Annotated in this window: 15 protein-coding genes and 2 tRNA genes; 7 read left to right on the plus strand and 10 right to left on the minus strand. The window is 59.9% G+C overall.

Annotated features, from left to right (window positions below):
• Positions 1-144: 144 nt before the first annotated feature.
• From ABRP84_RS09310 to ABRP84_RS09335, 6 genes are all read right to left on the minus strand, one after another.
• A tRNA-Arg gene (locus ABRP84_RS09310) sits at positions 145-217 on the minus strand.
• Positions 218-387: 170 nt separating this feature from the next.
• Positions 388-1,455 carry a GTP-binding protein gene (locus tag ABRP84_RS09315; protein ID WP_349853493.1) on the minus strand — a complete coding sequence of 356 codons (1,068 nt, stop codon included), beginning with the start codon at positions 1,453-1,455 and terminating at the stop codon, positions 388-390.
• Positions 1,456-1,506: 51 nt separating this feature from the next.
• Positions 1,507-3,081 (minus strand): SLC13 family permease, encoded by a 1,575-nt coding sequence (locus ABRP84_RS09320; protein ID WP_349853494.1) that lies wholly within the window; start codon positions 3,079-3,081, stop codon positions 1,507-1,509.
• Positions 3,082-3,363: 282 nt separating this feature from the next.
• The gene (gene mgtE / locus ABRP84_RS09325) at positions 3,364-4,728 is read right to left on the minus strand and encodes a magnesium transporter (RefSeq protein ID WP_237799898.1); all 1,365 of its coding nucleotides are present in this window, start codon (positions 4,726-4,728) and stop codon (positions 3,364-3,366) included.
• A 125-nt stretch (positions 4,729-4,853) separates the two neighbouring features.
• Positions 4,854-5,177: a DUF202 domain-containing protein gene (locus tag ABRP84_RS09330; protein WP_237801348.1), complete on the minus strand. Its 324-nt coding sequence runs from the start codon at positions 5,175-5,177 to the stop codon at positions 4,854-4,856.
• Positions 5,170-5,532: a YidH family protein gene (locus tag ABRP84_RS09335; protein ID WP_349853496.1), complete on the minus strand. Its 363-nt coding sequence runs from the start codon at positions 5,530-5,532 to the stop codon at positions 5,170-5,172. Before ABRP84_RS09335 ends, ABRP84_RS09330 begins: the two co-directional genes overlap by 8 nt.
• A gap of 92 nt (positions 5,533-5,624) precedes the next feature.
• Between ABRP84_RS09335 and ABRP84_RS09340 the strand changes: the two genes are divergently transcribed.
• Complete coding sequence (locus ABRP84_RS09340; RefSeq protein WP_349853497.1) at positions 5,625-6,002, plus strand: NUDIX hydrolase; 378 nt, start codon at positions 5,625-5,627, stop codon at positions 6,000-6,002.
• A gap of 545 nt (positions 6,003-6,547) precedes the next feature.
• Here the strand turns inward: ABRP84_RS09340 and ABRP84_RS09345 are convergent.
• Positions 6,548-6,636 (minus strand) — tRNA-Ser (locus tag ABRP84_RS09345).
• 119 nt (positions 6,637-6,755) lie between these two features.
• Between ABRP84_RS09345 and hisC the strand changes: the two genes are divergently transcribed.
• Both hisC and ABRP84_RS09355 read left to right on the plus strand, forming a co-directional pair.
• Positions 6,756-7,808 carry a histidinol-phosphate transaminase gene (hisC, locus tag ABRP84_RS09350; protein WP_349853498.1) on the plus strand — a complete coding sequence of 351 codons (1,053 nt, stop codon included), beginning with the start codon at positions 6,756-6,758 and terminating at the stop codon, positions 7,806-7,808.
• Positions 7,809-8,201: a phage holin family protein gene (locus tag ABRP84_RS09355; protein ID WP_349853499.1), complete on the plus strand. Its 393-nt coding sequence runs from the start codon at positions 7,809-7,811 to the stop codon at positions 8,199-8,201. It abuts the gene before it with no gap.
• Between the two features lie 9 nt (positions 8,202-8,210).
• On the opposite strand, the gene ABRP84_RS09360 is transcribed toward ABRP84_RS09355, so the two are convergent.
• Positions 8,211-8,471, minus strand: coding sequence for a MoaD/ThiS family protein (locus tag ABRP84_RS09360; protein WP_023016533.1), 261 nt, complete (start codon positions 8,469-8,471; stop codon positions 8,211-8,213).
• A 58-nt stretch (positions 8,472-8,529) separates the two neighbouring features.
• On the opposite strand from ABRP84_RS09360, the gene ABRP84_RS09365 reads away from it, so the two are divergent.
• From ABRP84_RS09365 to ABRP84_RS09380, 4 genes are read left to right on the plus strand one after another with little or no spacing between them, the layout of a single operon-like run.
• A complete protein-coding gene (locus ABRP84_RS09365; RefSeq protein ID WP_349853501.1) occupies positions 8,530-9,666 on the plus strand; it encodes a molybdopterin molybdotransferase MoeA in 1,137 nt (378 codons plus the stop codon).
• Positions 9,663-10,142: a MogA/MoaB family molybdenum cofactor biosynthesis protein gene (locus tag ABRP84_RS09370; RefSeq protein ID WP_349853503.1), complete on the plus strand. Its 480-nt coding sequence runs from the start codon at positions 9,663-9,665 to the stop codon at positions 10,140-10,142. The genes ABRP84_RS09365 and ABRP84_RS09370 overlap by 4 nt, the downstream gene beginning before the upstream one ends.
• Positions 10,132-10,593: a molybdenum cofactor biosynthesis protein MoaE gene (locus ABRP84_RS09375; protein WP_023024915.1), complete on the plus strand. Its 462-nt coding sequence runs from the start codon at positions 10,132-10,134 to the stop codon at positions 10,591-10,593. The genes ABRP84_RS09370 and ABRP84_RS09375 overlap by 11 nt, the downstream gene beginning before the upstream one ends.
• Positions 10,590-11,597, plus strand: a complete 1,008-nt coding sequence (locus ABRP84_RS09380; RefSeq protein ID WP_023024912.1) for a ThiF family adenylyltransferase — start codon at positions 10,590-10,592, stop codon at positions 11,595-11,597. Before ABRP84_RS09375 ends, ABRP84_RS09380 begins: the two co-directional genes overlap by 4 nt.
• A 23-nt stretch (positions 11,598-11,620) precedes the next feature.
• Here the strand turns inward: ABRP84_RS09380 and ABRP84_RS09385 are convergent, their stop codons facing one another.
• Together ABRP84_RS09385 and ABRP84_RS09390 are read right to left on the minus strand one after the other, a co-directional pair.
• A complete protein-coding gene (locus tag ABRP84_RS09385; RefSeq protein ID WP_023024910.1) occupies positions 11,621-11,875 on the minus strand; it encodes a hypothetical protein in 255 nt (84 codons plus the stop codon).
• A 149-nt stretch (positions 11,876-12,024) separates the two neighbouring features.
• Positions 12,025-12,783, minus strand: coding sequence for a hypothetical protein (locus ABRP84_RS09390; RefSeq protein ID WP_349853505.1), 759 nt, complete (start codon positions 12,781-12,783; stop codon positions 12,025-12,027).
• Between the last annotated feature and the right edge of the window lie 276 nt (positions 12,784-13,059).

Here is a 13,059-nt window from a genome sequence, read left to right on the forward strand (position 1 = left end):
GGTCTAGACTCGGATAATGGACACATCGAAGCTCGGGCCTTTTGCCGCTTAGGCTACACGCCTCGCCCACCCCGAAAATAAACCTGGAAATAAAAAATCTCGAGGCACCGCCTTGGGAACGATGTCTCGAGATTCGAAATTTTGTGCGCCCGGAGGGATTCGAACCCCCAACCTTCTGATCCGTAGTCAGATGCTCTATCCGTTGAGCTACGGGCGCAGTCCGTTGTGAAGCAGTGCGTATGCTCTGCTGTGCAACGAGGATTTACTATACCCACGGACCTGGAAACTAACAAATCGCCTGTACAGAGCCGTGTTCGGCGGGATGGCCAGGGGTGTACTATTCACCCGCCGTTCACGCTTTAGCTCGGTGTGGAGGGCGAAGGGAGGCTATACGAGGGCGGAGGCTTCGGCATCGGAAAGCAGGGCGTCTTGAAAGGCCTGCAGGGTGGATTCGTGATCGAAGTCGACACCGATGAGCACGAGCTCCGTACCGGGGGTTACGCCATTGGCGGCCCACAAAGAGGCGGGCATAATCTGCAGGTTTGGCCCGGCCTGCTGCCAGGCGTGGGCCACGCGTAGGTCGGTATCGATCCAGCAATATCCCTTGGACCGCACGAGGCCCGTGCTTGCCCGGAGAACGGCGATGAGGCGCTCGCGATTAAACGGGCGATCGGCACGAAAGACGACTGAGGAGATGCCGTATTCCTCGGTTTCTGGAGTGTGTGGGTTCGCAAGTTCTTCGGCGTAGCCGTGATAGGCGGCAGCGGTCGCGGTATTGAACAAATACGCATCGAGAACCAGCCCCGGCTCGATTACCCCGTGGGTTACCGGCACGACGCGCGCCCGCGGATTCATGGCGCGGACTGCGGCGATGACACGCTCGGTTTCGGCAGCATCGACAAGATCGGTTTTGGTAATGAGGATAAGGTCGGCGAATTCGACTTGGTCCACTAAGAGATCGGAAATGGTGCGGTCATCTTGTGGCGTAGCCTCGATGCTTTCGGAGACGAGGCTGCGGCCGCGGCGCAATTGGTTTAAGAAGGTAGAGGCATCGACGAGGGAGACCATGGTGTCGATGGGGGCGGCATCGGCAAGCGTGGTGCCATCGGCAAATTCCCACTCAAAGGTGGCAGCCACGGGCATGGGCTCGGAAATGCCGGTGGATTCAATGACAATCTGATCAAAGCGGCCGGAACGGGCCAGCTTGCCCACGGACTCGATGAGGTCTTCGCGCAAGGTGCAGCAGATGCAGCCATTCGACAGTTCCACGAAGCGATCCTCGCCGCGCTCGAGGTGGCCTTCGCCGGCAACGAGGGCGGCATCGATATTGACTTCAGAAAAGTCATTGACGATGACCGCCAGCTTGCGCCCCTCCCGGTTCGCGAGCAGGTGGTTGAGTAGCGTGGTTTTTCCGCTGCCTAAAAATCCGGACAGCACGGTAACAGGTGTAGCCATCCTTTAATGGTAACGTTTTTCATTAAAGGATGGCTATTTGGGTCTTAGCGCCTAGACCGTCAGCCCGAAGATCGGTACCGCCAGCAGGAAGACGGTGAGGGTGATGAGGAAGATGCCGATGACGTTGAGGCCAACGCCGCCCTTGATCATCTCGCCAATCTTGACGTAACCGGAACCATAAGCAATGGCGTTCGGCGGGGTTGCCACCGGCAGCATGAAGGCACAGGTTGCGGCCAAGGCGACCGGGATGGTGAGCAGCAGGACGTTCATATCGCCTTCGGCGGTCAGGCCCACTCCCACGGCGACGCCGCCCATGATGGGGATGAAGGTCGCCGCGGTGGCGGTATTGGAGGTGATCTCCGTCAGGAAGAGGACCAAGGCGGCCACGGCTGCGACGATGAGCACGATTGGCAGGGAGCTGAGCCCCTTGGCCATCTCACCAATCCACAGGGACAAACCGGAAGAGTTGAATACCGAGGACAAGGAGAGACCACCGCCGAAGAGGAGGAGGACGTCCCACGGCATTTCGTTGGCCGTCTTCCAATCCAGCAGGCGAATGCGACGCTCCGAATCGGCCGGCAGGATGAACAAGAGGATACCTGCGGCGATGCCGACGATGGCATCGTCATAGTTATCAAAATCGCTAAGGACGATGGGCAGGGATACCCAGGCCAGGGCTGCTAGGACGAAGATGGTGCCGGTCATGATCTGCGGGCGGGTCCATGGGCCCAGGGCCTTGATTTCGTCATTGATGAGCTCGCGGCCACCAGGGATTTCGGTCATTTCCGGCTTGAAGATGGTAATCAACAGCACCCATGCGATGAGCAGGAAGACAAGCGCCAGCGGCACGCCGACGGCCATCCAGCGACCAAAGCCGAGGGTAACTCCCCAGGTATCGGCCATATACGCATTCAAGAAGGCATTCGGCGGGGTACCGATGAGCGTACCCAACGAGCCGATGGAGGCGGAGTAGGCGATACCCAGCATGAGGGCGGTGGCGAATTTCTTCTGCTTATCCCAACCGCCAACGGTCTCTGCGGTAAGCGCCAGCACGGACGTACCAATCGGCAGCATGACGACGGCCGTTGCGGTATTCGATACCCACATGGACAAAAAGCCGGTGGCCAGCATGAAGCCCAAAATGAGGCGGCGCGGCGAGGTGCCGATCAGCTTTACCACATAAAGCGCAAGGCGACGGTGCAGGTTCCAGCGCTGCAGCGAGAGCGCGATAAGGAAGCCACCCATGAACAAGAAAATGGTGGCAGAGGCATACGGTGCGCCAACTTCCTTAATGGTTCCCACACTAGCGAGCGGGAAGATGACCAGCGGAATCAGCGCGGTGGCAGCCAGCGGGATGGCCTCAGTCATCCACCACACACCCATGAGGATGGTCACGGCCGCAACGGTACGGATGGCGCTTAACGTGTAATCGGCTTCCTCATCCACGCCGGTGGACTGCTGGACGGTATCGATGGCATTCGAGGGAAAGATGAAAAATACGAGGATGGCCAGGGCGAGGCTGACAAAAAGGCCAATGAATTGGCGGCGCCATTCATTGCGCGGGGCACCGGGATCCTCAGCGCCCTCTGATTGGGCGGTAGATTCGTGAGTATGCGGGGTGGTCATGCCGCGAACTCCTTCGCTAGAGAGACTTTTAGCAGGGCGGGGTGTGAAAGCTCTGTCAATTACCAGCAATCGAGCCGGATCCTTGGTGCATCCCGAACATCATTCAGTCCGTGCAGAGCATGCTAAGACCCTACAAAACATTTGCACCAGAAACCACAAACTTTAAGGAATTCACCCCCACCGCTTTTAAAATTCACACACCGCAGCTACTCACAATGTGAAATTTTCCCCACCGGTTCGCTACCCCCGCTCGGCGCACCAGGCCCCGTGTGCCAGGGGCCTTTATAGACCCAGCACCGACTTGGCGATGAGGAAATAAATGATAAGGCCCGTGGCATCACAGAACGTGGAGATGAAGGGATTGGAAAACACGGCAGGGTCCGCACCAATGGTCTTTGCAACGATGGGCATCAGCCCGCCCACCGTGGCGGATATGGAACAGATTAAAAACAACGTCGAGCCAATGACTAAGCCAATATCCACGCCGTAGACCACCGTTGCTAGGCCAAGTCCGGCTAAGCCCAATACGGCACCAAGCAGCATGCCCACGCGGAGCTCGCGCCAGAGGACGGCGAGGAGGTCGCGCCCGCGGACATCGCCAAGCGCCAGCGCACGGGTCACCGTCGTTGCCGCCTGGTTTCCCGTATTACCGCCGGTACCGGTCAGCAGCGGGATAAACAGGGATAGCACCACGGCCTGCGCCAAGGTGTCCTCAAAGGCGTCTAGGACCCGCACGGTCAACAGCGCGGACACCGCCAGAACCAGCAGCCACACGATGCGGGACTTCACCAATTTCAGTAGCGGCGTGGACAGGTACGGCTGCTGCAGGGCCTCGGTACCACCGGCGCGCGCGGAGTCCTCGCTATCCTCCGCCTCGACGATGTCAATGGCATCATCCCAGGTCAAAAGGCCTACCAGGCGGTCCGAATCATCCACGATGGGCAATGCCAAAATATCGAGCGGCAGGAACCACCTGGCGGTTTCTTCCGCATCATCATTGGCATTGGCATAGATGGGGCTTTGCATGATGTCCCCAATCGTGGTGCCCTCCTCCGCGGTAAAAATCTCCCGCAGCGTCACCACGCCCACTAGGCGGCGATCCGCGCGGGTGATGGGCACCGCATAGATGGTTTCCAGCTCATCGGCCTTCGCGCGCAGGGTCCGCAGCGCTTCCTCCACGCTCATTTCTGGATGGATTCCGGGGACTTCGGGCGACATGCGGCGGCCCACCGAGCCCTTGGTATAGCCCAGGACAACCCCGGTGACATCCCGCTTCGATTTGGTAAGCGAGCGCAAAAGCCGGTCCGCGATCTCCGCTGGCAGCTCATCCAACAGGGCCACGCGGTCTTCCGGCTCGAGTTCATCGAAGAACTCATAGACATCAGCATTGCCCAGCTCATCGATGATATCGGCTTGGTGCTTGGCGTCCAAGGCATCAAATACCACGATGGATTTACGCCGCGGCAACAAGCGCAGGGCCAGCGCGGCGCGAATGGCATTTTGCCGCTCGACGATGGCGATAAGCTCCTGCAGCGGAACCTCATCCAGCAGCGCCTGCAAGCGGGGCGCTTTTTGTGGGTCAATGGCAGAATCCTGCTTCAACCATGCCTCGACCGTATCGCTGGCCTGCTCAGTAATATCCGCCATTGCCGTCACCTTGCCCTTCTCGCCTCTCATACCGCGGCGCCGGTGGCCACCGTAATTGATATAGCCTCACATAGATTACGCGTATCCCCCACCAGTACACAGCGCTGCGGTAGAAAACTTTGCCTTTAGGCAAAAACACCCCACAGGGCAAAGGCCGCAAGCAGGGAGACCAGCACCGCGCTACTGGCCAAGACGGTGGCGCCGGGGAGGTGGCGGTGGGTGCGTAGGGAGGCATCTACAAGCGATGCCCGCTTCCGCACCGCCACTATCAGCACCAGCACACCAGCCGCGAGCGCCAGCAACGGGAGAAACACGCTGACGCTGACCACCCGCATGACCCCCAGGAGTATCACCGCCAGCGCGAGGATGGTGCGCTGCCACGATAGGCGGGTGCGCTCGGGCTGCAAGCCGGGGTCAAAGAGTTCCCCATGCGGCTGCGGGCTAGGCAAGTAACTCGCCTACCAGCAGCACAGCCGCGATAACGACGATGGTGCCCACAAGCACCGGGATGGCGATACTAAAGGGCAACGGGCGCTGTTGCCGCAAGGCGCGCTCGGCCCGCTTCCATTGCACCCACGCGACCACCGGCAGCATAATCGCCACCACCAGCATGAATGCGGAGACCACCGCGCGCAGCGTCGCCGGCAGCGGCACATCGAAAGCTTCCAAGGCCACTCCCCCGGCAATCAGCGCGAGCGAGGTGCGAATCCAAGCGAGGAAGGTGCGCTCATTCGCCAGCGTAAAACGCGGATCAGGATCGCTTCCTACCCCAAATACCGAGCGGGGAAACCTCGAATCGCTCATGTCTTCCTACCTTATATTCAATGCTCGTCCTTGGCGCGATGAGCCCGCGCCCCTACCCGCCGGCCCCCGGCCGCCCCGTTATGATCGGGGCCATGATTGAAGTCGCAGCCATCGTTTTCCGCAATTCCTTTGGCCACGTGCTTGGCGTACGCAAGGCCGCATCCACAAAGTTCCAGCTGCCGGGCGGCAAACTAGAAGAAGGCGAAAGCCCTGTCCAGGCCGCTGCGCGCGAGGCGGAAGAAGAAATCGGCGTGCAGGTACGCCTACCTGAACTTACCGAGCTCGGCACCTTCATCGCCCCCGCCGCCAATGAGCCGGGCCACACCGTCCGCGGGCATATCTTTACCTACCCGCGCCCCGTCATCGCCCACGCCGCAGCCGAAATCGCCGAAACCGCCTGGATCGATCCCGCCGACCCGCAGTGCGAGCTGGCCGATCTCCTGCGCAACGAGGTTTTTCCGGCGCTTTAAAGTGGTCAAGCCCGCGCATCGACAAAGGGCGCCACGCCTACACCCCGCCACCTGAGCCAGGGCAGAATCGTGAACCAGCGATGACGTAACAGTCACCCCCTGGGGCCAACGGGGTGCGGTGTACTACTTATTTCGACTGATGCCCTGCATACTCCGCCCCCATACGCACTCCCACAGAAGCAGCAGTCAGAACAACAATGAAGATGGTCACTAAGCCGATGCCTATTACATCGGTCAGCCACAAAACAAGTACCACTAAATAGGCAACTGCTAAAGCGAGCAAAACTCCGTTTTTATCTTCTGCGCTTTATCCATAGCTCCATTATTCACGATAAAAATTCACCTCATTTGGAGTTTCTCCTTTTTTGAAGAAACCTCCTTGAGTTCCAAAAGTGCCCGCGGAGAATACTCGTATCCCGCGTGCAGAATAAGGGCCTGGATTTTGCTTGGTGGCCACCACATTTTGTCGTCTAACCCGCCGTTTAGGCCTGTCGTTTAAGCCAAGAATACGACGAAATCCCGAGCGCATTCGCCCGGGATTTGTGTGGCGGAGATGAGAGGATTCGAACCTCCGGACCCCAGAAGGGTCAACTCCTTAGCAGGGAGCCCCATTCGGCCGCTCTGGCACATCTCCAGGTTCAGAAAGAACCGTAAAAGACAATACCTGCCGCATGCGCCACGGCCAAACTAACCCCTGGTTTTGTCCCCGGTTTTCTTCCACGCGCGCAGGAGAGACGACCTAGAGTGGTAGCCATGATTCGCTCCGACTTACGCGCCATCCCCGGCTACGTGCCCGGCGCGCGCCACGATGATGCCCTCAAGCTATCTTCTAATGAGGCCACGCAGCCACCGCTGCCTGAGGCTGCCGAGGCTATGGCCCGCGCCGCTGCCGAGGCCAATCGCTACCCGGATATCGCGGCCACCGAGTTGCGTGAGGATCTGGCCGAGCACTTAGGCGTGAGCTTTGACCAGGTTGCGGTGGGCACGGGTTCTTCCGCGCTGTGCCAGCAATTGGTGCAGATCACCACCACGCCCGGTGAGGAAGTGATTTTCCCGTGGCGTTCCTTCGAGGCTTATCCTATCTTTGCCCAGGTGGTGGGTGCACGCCCCATTCCGGTTCCGCTCGATGGGGACCAACGCGTGAATTTGGCCGCGATGGCGGAGAAGATTACCGCGGATACGCGCCTAATTTTCGTCTGCAATCCGAATAATCCTTCCGGCACCACCGTAACCAAAGCGGAGTTCGCCGAATTTATGGACGCGGTGCCAAGCGATGTCCTCGTTGCCCTCGATGAGGCCTATATCGAATACAACCGGAACGCCGATACCCCGCTGGGCACCGAGCTTTTTGGCACTTATCCCAACGTGGTTTTCCTGCGGACCTTCTCCAAGGCCTATGGTTTGGCCGGCGTGCGCGTGGGCTATGCCTATGGCCCAGAAGACGTCATCGCGGCGCTGACTAAAGTAGCGATTCCCTTTTCCATCAATGCCGTAGCCCAGGCCGGCGCCCGTGCCGCGCTAGCAGCGCAGGATTCGCTGCGCGAGCGCACCGAAGAGACCTGTGGCCAGCGCCAGCGCGTGGAAAAGGAGCTGGCAGAGTGGGGCGTTCCCCACTCGGAGGCCAACCACGTATGGCTGCCGGCGGCGAATATTGAGAAGCTAGGAACACCACAGGAAGTGGCCGCGCGCCTGTCCACACACGGCGTGCTCGTCCGCGCCTTTAGCGAAGGCATACGCATTACCATTACCACCGAGGAAGAAACTAACACCCTGCTGAAGGCATGGAACGATACCGTAGGAGGTTAAATGCGCTCGTTGACCAATTTTGCCCTCAACGTGGTCGCCATCGCGATTGCGCTCTGGGTCGTAGTGGGCATTATTCCCGGGATTTATATCACTCCGGATAAGCTGGGAAATTTCATTGCCGTCGCCATTGTTTTCATCATCATTAACGCGGTTGTCATGCCCGTCCTGCGCTTTATCGGCGCCCCGCTGACCTGCCTCACCCTGGGTCTATTCGCGCTCGTCATCAACGGCGCCGCCCTGCTGATCGTGGAGTGGACGCTCAATACCTTTGACCTAGGAATTGGCCGCCTCGTGGTCAATTCCTGGGGCTCTGCAATCTTCGGCGCCATCGTCTTGTCCCTGGTCAGCAGCCTGGTCAACTTCTTCACCAGCCCCCTGCGCCAGCCGGTCTAAAGGAACGAGTTATCCCCCAGCGAAGGGCGGCAGCACGTCAACGCGGGTCACGCCCATAAGAGGCGAATCCGCTTGGGTGTTCCCGGCGCCATCGATAAGAAAGTTGCAGCGTCCCAGCACCTCTTTCATGCTCATGCCGGCTTCGGTGGTGCCGGTGTGGTCCTTGCCCAGCTGCTCTATGAGCTGGCCTAAGGTGGTGGGCGCTTTTACCTGCTCCGAAGCTACGCCAGCCGCGGCACGAGCGGCGGCGAAATAGTGAACGGTCAACATGCTTCCTACTATGCCCGCAGGCTTCGAACGTGTCGAACTCGCGGGTAAACTTGGCTCTATGCGCACTCCCGAAACCCACGCGCACGAGGTCGCGGCAGCCCTCGGCCCGCGCGAAGCCATCTCCCAGCCCCTAGGGCAGGCACAGGAGATGGTCCTTGCCGCCGATGTCTATACTGCCTTCCCCTCGCCGCGCTTTAGCAATTCCCAGATGGATGGCTACGCGCTACCCGCTACCGCAGCCGGCTCGTACGAGGTAGGCCCCACCATCGCCGCAGGCGCGGATCCCGCTGAGCTGCTGGATGGCCCCTTGCGCGCTGCCTGCCCCATCATGACCGGGGCCAAGGTCCCAGAGGGTACGGCAGCTATCGTGCCGATTGAAAAGTGCCAGCCGCAGGAATTCCTCCAGCCGGGCGAGACCATTACCGTCCCCGCCACTGAAAAGGGCCAATTCATCCGCGAGACGGGCACGGACCTTGAGCAGGGCGCTCTCCTGGCCGCCAAGGGCGAGAAGCTCACCCCGGTGCGCCTGGCCGCGCTGGCCTCCCAGGGCATTGAGGAGGTCAGCGTTTATCGTCCAGCCCGCATCCTCGTGTGCACCGGCGGCGCGGAAATTGGTATGGGTATAGCTGCTATTCCCGATGCCAATGCGCCGCTCATCTCCGCTATGGCCCAACGTGCCGGCATCGAAGTCGCCGGTTATGTCACCACCGATGATGATCCAGAGGTACTCACCCGCGCGCTGGAGGAGGCCACGCAGGACTACCGCCCCGATGCGATCGTCACCTCCGGCGGGATTTCCGCGGGCAAATACGAGGTCATCCGGCAGGTGCTCACCGGCTGGTTCGGACACGTGGATCAGCAGCCCGGCGGGCCGCAGGGCATCGCCAGTTTCCACGGCACCCCGGTCATCTGCTTGCCCGGCAATCCGATTTCCACCATGGTGAGCTTCCGCCTCTTTGTTGCCCCTACCCTGGGCTGGGCGCCCGCGGCATATCGCGTGCCAATCGCGCACGCCATCGAGGGGCTGCCCCACAAGGATCAATTCCGCCGCGGGTACGCCGATGCGCAGGCCCACGTTACCGGCGGCGCTAGCTCCCACCTGTTAGCCCAGGCCGTCGATGCCACCCACCTCATCCGCATTCCTGCCGGTAAGAGCCTCAGCGCAGGAGAAGAAGTAAAGGTCTATCCCCTATGAGTTCTGCTCTCACCGCCATTGTTTTAGTCGCCTCCACCCGCGCCGCCGCCGGGGTCTACGAGGATCGTTCGGGCCCCATCGCGGTAGATTTCTTGCGCCGCAAGGGCTTCGACTGTCCCGCTGCCCGCGTGGTTGCTGATGCCGATATCGCCGCAGCGGTGGACCAGGCCTTCGCCGAAAAGCCCGCGGTCATCCTCACCTCTGGCGGGACTGGCCTGACCCCGGATGATCTCACCGTCGATGCCGTACAGCCCCATCTCACGCGGGAGCTTCCCGGCATCGCCATGGCCTTTTGGAATAAAGGCTTGGAGACTATCCCCACCGCAGTGGCCTCGCGCGCGGTCGCAGGCGTCAATGACACCACCTTTGCCATGACCCTGCCCGGTTCTACCGGCGGAGTCAAAGATGGTTGCGCCGTGCTAGAGGATTTAATCGTCCACATCGTCGATATGTTAGAAGGAAAACATGAGCACTGATCCTTCTTATGTCGCCGCGCAGACTGGGCTCACTGTCGGCGCCATACTGACCGAGCAGCCCCTCGAGCCCCTCCTTGCCGCCGCCAAAGCAGAGGTCACCACCTCAGCCATGGGCGCGGTGGTCACGTTCGAGGGCATCGTGCGCGATCACGATGGCGGCCGGCCCGATGTCACTCAGCTGTCTTACTCCGCACACCCTAGCGCCCCAGAAAAGCTGCGCGAGATTGTCGATGAAGTAGCAGGCCAGCACCCCGTGCGCTTGTGGTCGGCCCACCGCACCGGCGATCTACAGGTGGGCGATTTGGCCTTTACCGTCGTCGCCGCCTCTGCCCACCGCGGCGATGCCTTCCGCGCCGCGGAGTCCTGTGCCGATCGAGTCAAGGCCGAGGTGCCCATTTGGAAGGAACAAAGCCACGGCGATGGCTCCATCAACTGGGTGGGCCTCGAATGAGCACACGCTATGCCCGCCAGGAGGCCCTGTGGGGTGATAAGGGCCAGCAGAAATTGGCTGACTCCCACGTCGCGGTCATCGGCGCGGGCGGGCTTGGCTCACCGGCGCTGCTCTACCTGGCAGGAGCCGGGGTGGGCCGCATCTCGCTTTTCGATGACGACCTCGTCTCCCCCTCCAACCTCCACCGGCAGGTCATTCACACCACCGCCTCCATTGGCACCGTAAAGACCGAATCGGCCGCAACGGCGGTGCGGGCCCTCAACCCTGAGGTGGAGCTCATCTGCCACGGCCGCCTAGAATCCGCCACCGCCCTCGAGCAGCTGCGCGGCTGCGACGTGATCCTCGATGGGACGGATAATTTCGACGCCCGCTACCTGTGCTCATGGGCCGCCCACAGCCTGGGCATTCCCCACATTTGGGCTTCTATCCTGGGCTTTGATGCGCAGATGAGCGTCTTTTGGTCCGGCAAGGGCCCTGTGTACGAGGATGTCTTCCCCACCGCCCCTGCCCCAGGCGAGGTTCCCTCGTGCTCCCAAGCCGGCGTTCTGGGCCCCATCGTCGGCACGGTGGGTTCTGCGATGGCCTTGGAGGCTTTGAAGATCATTACCGGCGTCGGCACCCCGCTCATTGGCATGCTCGGTTACTTTGAGGCGCTATCTGGGACCTGGGAGTATATCCCCATCCGCCCCACCGGCGCTCAGCCTACTCAGCCAGCCGATGCCCCCGAGGTCCGCGAGATCCCCGCGCACGCCCCGCTTATCGATGTCCGCACCGACGCCGAGCGCGCCCGCGCCACCATCCCCGATTCAACGCATCTGCCCCTCGACCGCATCCTCGCCGGCGAAAACCCGGACATCGGCCAGGGCGATGCCGCTGTTATCTACTGCGCTAGCGGCATCCGCTCCGCGCAAGCCGTCCACGCATTGCGCGGCCGCGGCTACGAGCACGTTGTTTCACTGCGCGGCGGCATTAACGCGTGGTTGGAACAGCACGATTTGTCCTAGCCTCGCCAAACAGTGTGGGGTGCCTATGGCCTTCCGTATTTGTCTTCCTTGCCGCGAACAAAGACGAACCAGATCAGCGGCCCCAAGAAAGGAAGGGCGAAGGTAGCGGCGATAAAGAGTATCTTGGCCGCAATCGTGTACCCAGAAGCGATAATAGAAATAACCGCCGCAATCCAGAACGCGACGAGCAAAATAATGGGAAGGAACCCAAGGAACCACCACGTGTCATTAGAGTTAGTAGATTCCGCTGCTGCTACATAAAGTTCCGAGGTATTCATGACGTCCTTTCGTCGAGCATTTTTATCTCTGGGACAAAGCCAGCACCGCATCGATACCTGACTTGCCCTGTACATTTCCAAGATTAAGTCTGCGCCGCACTAGGCGCGTCATCCCCCGGTATGAAATGCCACAGCAGAATCCCACTGATCTAAGAGGTCTTCCGGTGCCCTGTCATCTCTAGGTTCGCTTTGTCGCCATCTAAGGTGAGGTTTCCCGTCAGTTCCTGCGTGGCCACAGCACCCGATTCGCCTTCCCCATAGGCACGCCACGTTACTGTCACGGTATCGTCGGTCCACTCCAGCTGATTAATATGCCTGCGTGCTGGCTCCATGCCATTACGGGTCCAGTCTTCTACCTGGGTAATGTAATTCAGGTCATTGTCATAAATGAGCAAGTTATCCGGCCAGGCCACGCCGCCTTGATCGCAGACATAGGTAATAACGGCTTCATCTTTGCCATCACCGTTGATATCGGCGTAAGCACCCTTAGGGGTTCCATCCTTGTTGAGCTTTAGCCCGGCGGCAGCATTGGGATATCCAGTCTTTAAGTGCTCGGGCAAAGTCCCATCCACCAACGTGCCGGCGTCATGCTCACACAACGCTGGTACCCACAAGGAGTACAAGTCTTCTACTGGGATGATTTTATTTTCCCCTGAAGCCGCAGATTTCTGGGCCTTTTCCGTCATTGTCGCAGTGCTCGGCTCTTTCGCGAAATCTGAGGCTCCAGCACCTTCATCATCCGTGTTTGAACTGGAGGATTCTTCGCTGACCTCGGAGGTCGCGCTAGATCCGGTGAAATTCGGCTCGCTATCGGCCTTATTAGGTTCATCGGAATTAGAGCAACCGGAAACAAAAGCGACAGCAGTCACGGCCAGGATCGCGCAAGGAGAGGTGAGAGAATTAGGCATAAGCGCAGCATACAGTGCTAGGGCGGCTGGATTCGCGCCAATGGAGGTAAAAATGAGAATTCGGCAACCTGGCGGGAACCAGAAGCTAGCCAACTATCATCTTGTTGTGGGTCACTTTTGGAAAGGAAGTAGGGGGGCTCCGTTCTGATTCCAGACAAATTTCTAATGCATATCAGGTTTACCATCATCGCTAGAAATCGGCCTAAACGACAGGATGTGTTGGTGAAGTTATATGTTTAGCCCGTCTGGCCTGCTGGTATTAGGATTATTTCACTT

Source organism: Corynebacterium sp. KPL2861 (genome assembly GCF_040225475.1).
GTDB lineage: Bacteria > Actinomycetota > Actinomycetes > Mycobacteriales > Mycobacteriaceae > Corynebacterium.

Coding starts and splice junctions, on each gene's coding strand:
- ABRP84_RS09360 (WP_023016533.1), bottom strand. CDS start 8,471: ATGTTGACCGTTCACTATTTCGCCGCCGCTCGTGCCGCGGCTGGCGTA.
- ABRP84_RS09385 (WP_023024910.1), bottom strand. CDS start 11,875: ATGAATACCTCGGAACTTTATGTAGCAGCAGCGGAATCTACTAACTCT.
- ABRP84_RS09320 (WP_349853494.1), bottom strand. CDS start 3,081: ATGACCACCCCGCATACTCACGAATCTACCGCCCAATCAGAGGGCGCT.
- ABRP84_RS09340 (WP_349853497.1), top strand. CDS start 5,625: ATGATTGAAGTCGCAGCCATCGTTTTCCGCAATTCCTTTGGCCACGTG.
- ABRP84_RS09380 (WP_023024912.1), top strand. CDS start 10,590: ATGAGCACACGCTATGCCCGCCAGGAGGCCCTGTGGGGTGATAAGGGC.
- ABRP84_RS09375 (WP_023024915.1), top strand. CDS start 10,132: ATGAGCACTGATCCTTCTTATGTCGCCGCGCAGACTGGGCTCACTGTC.
- ABRP84_RS09315 (WP_349853493.1), bottom strand. CDS start 1,455: ATGGCTACACCTGTTACCGTGCTGTCCGGATTTTTAGGCAGCGGAAAA.
- ABRP84_RS09355 (WP_349853499.1), top strand. CDS start 7,809: ATGCGCTCGTTGACCAATTTTGCCCTCAACGTGGTCGCCATCGCGATT.
- ABRP84_RS09365 (WP_349853501.1), top strand. CDS start 8,530: ATGCGCACTCCCGAAACCCACGCGCACGAGGTCGCGGCAGCCCTCGGC.
- ABRP84_RS09335 (WP_349853496.1), bottom strand. CDS start 5,532: ATGAGCGATTCGAGGTTTCCCCGCTCGGTATTTGGGGTAGGAAGCGAT.
- hisC (WP_349853498.1), top strand. CDS start 6,756: ATGATTCGCTCCGACTTACGCGCCATCCCCGGCTACGTGCCCGGCGCG.
- ABRP84_RS09390 (WP_349853505.1), bottom strand. CDS start 12,783: ATGCCTAATTCTCTCACCTCTCCTTGCGCGATCCTGGCCGTGACTGCT.
- ABRP84_RS09370 (WP_349853503.1), top strand. CDS start 9,663: ATGAGTTCTGCTCTCACCGCCATTGTTTTAGTCGCCTCCACCCGCGCC.
- mgtE (WP_237799898.1), bottom strand. CDS start 4,728: ATGGCGGATATTACTGAGCAGGCCAGCGATACGGTCGAGGCATGGTTG.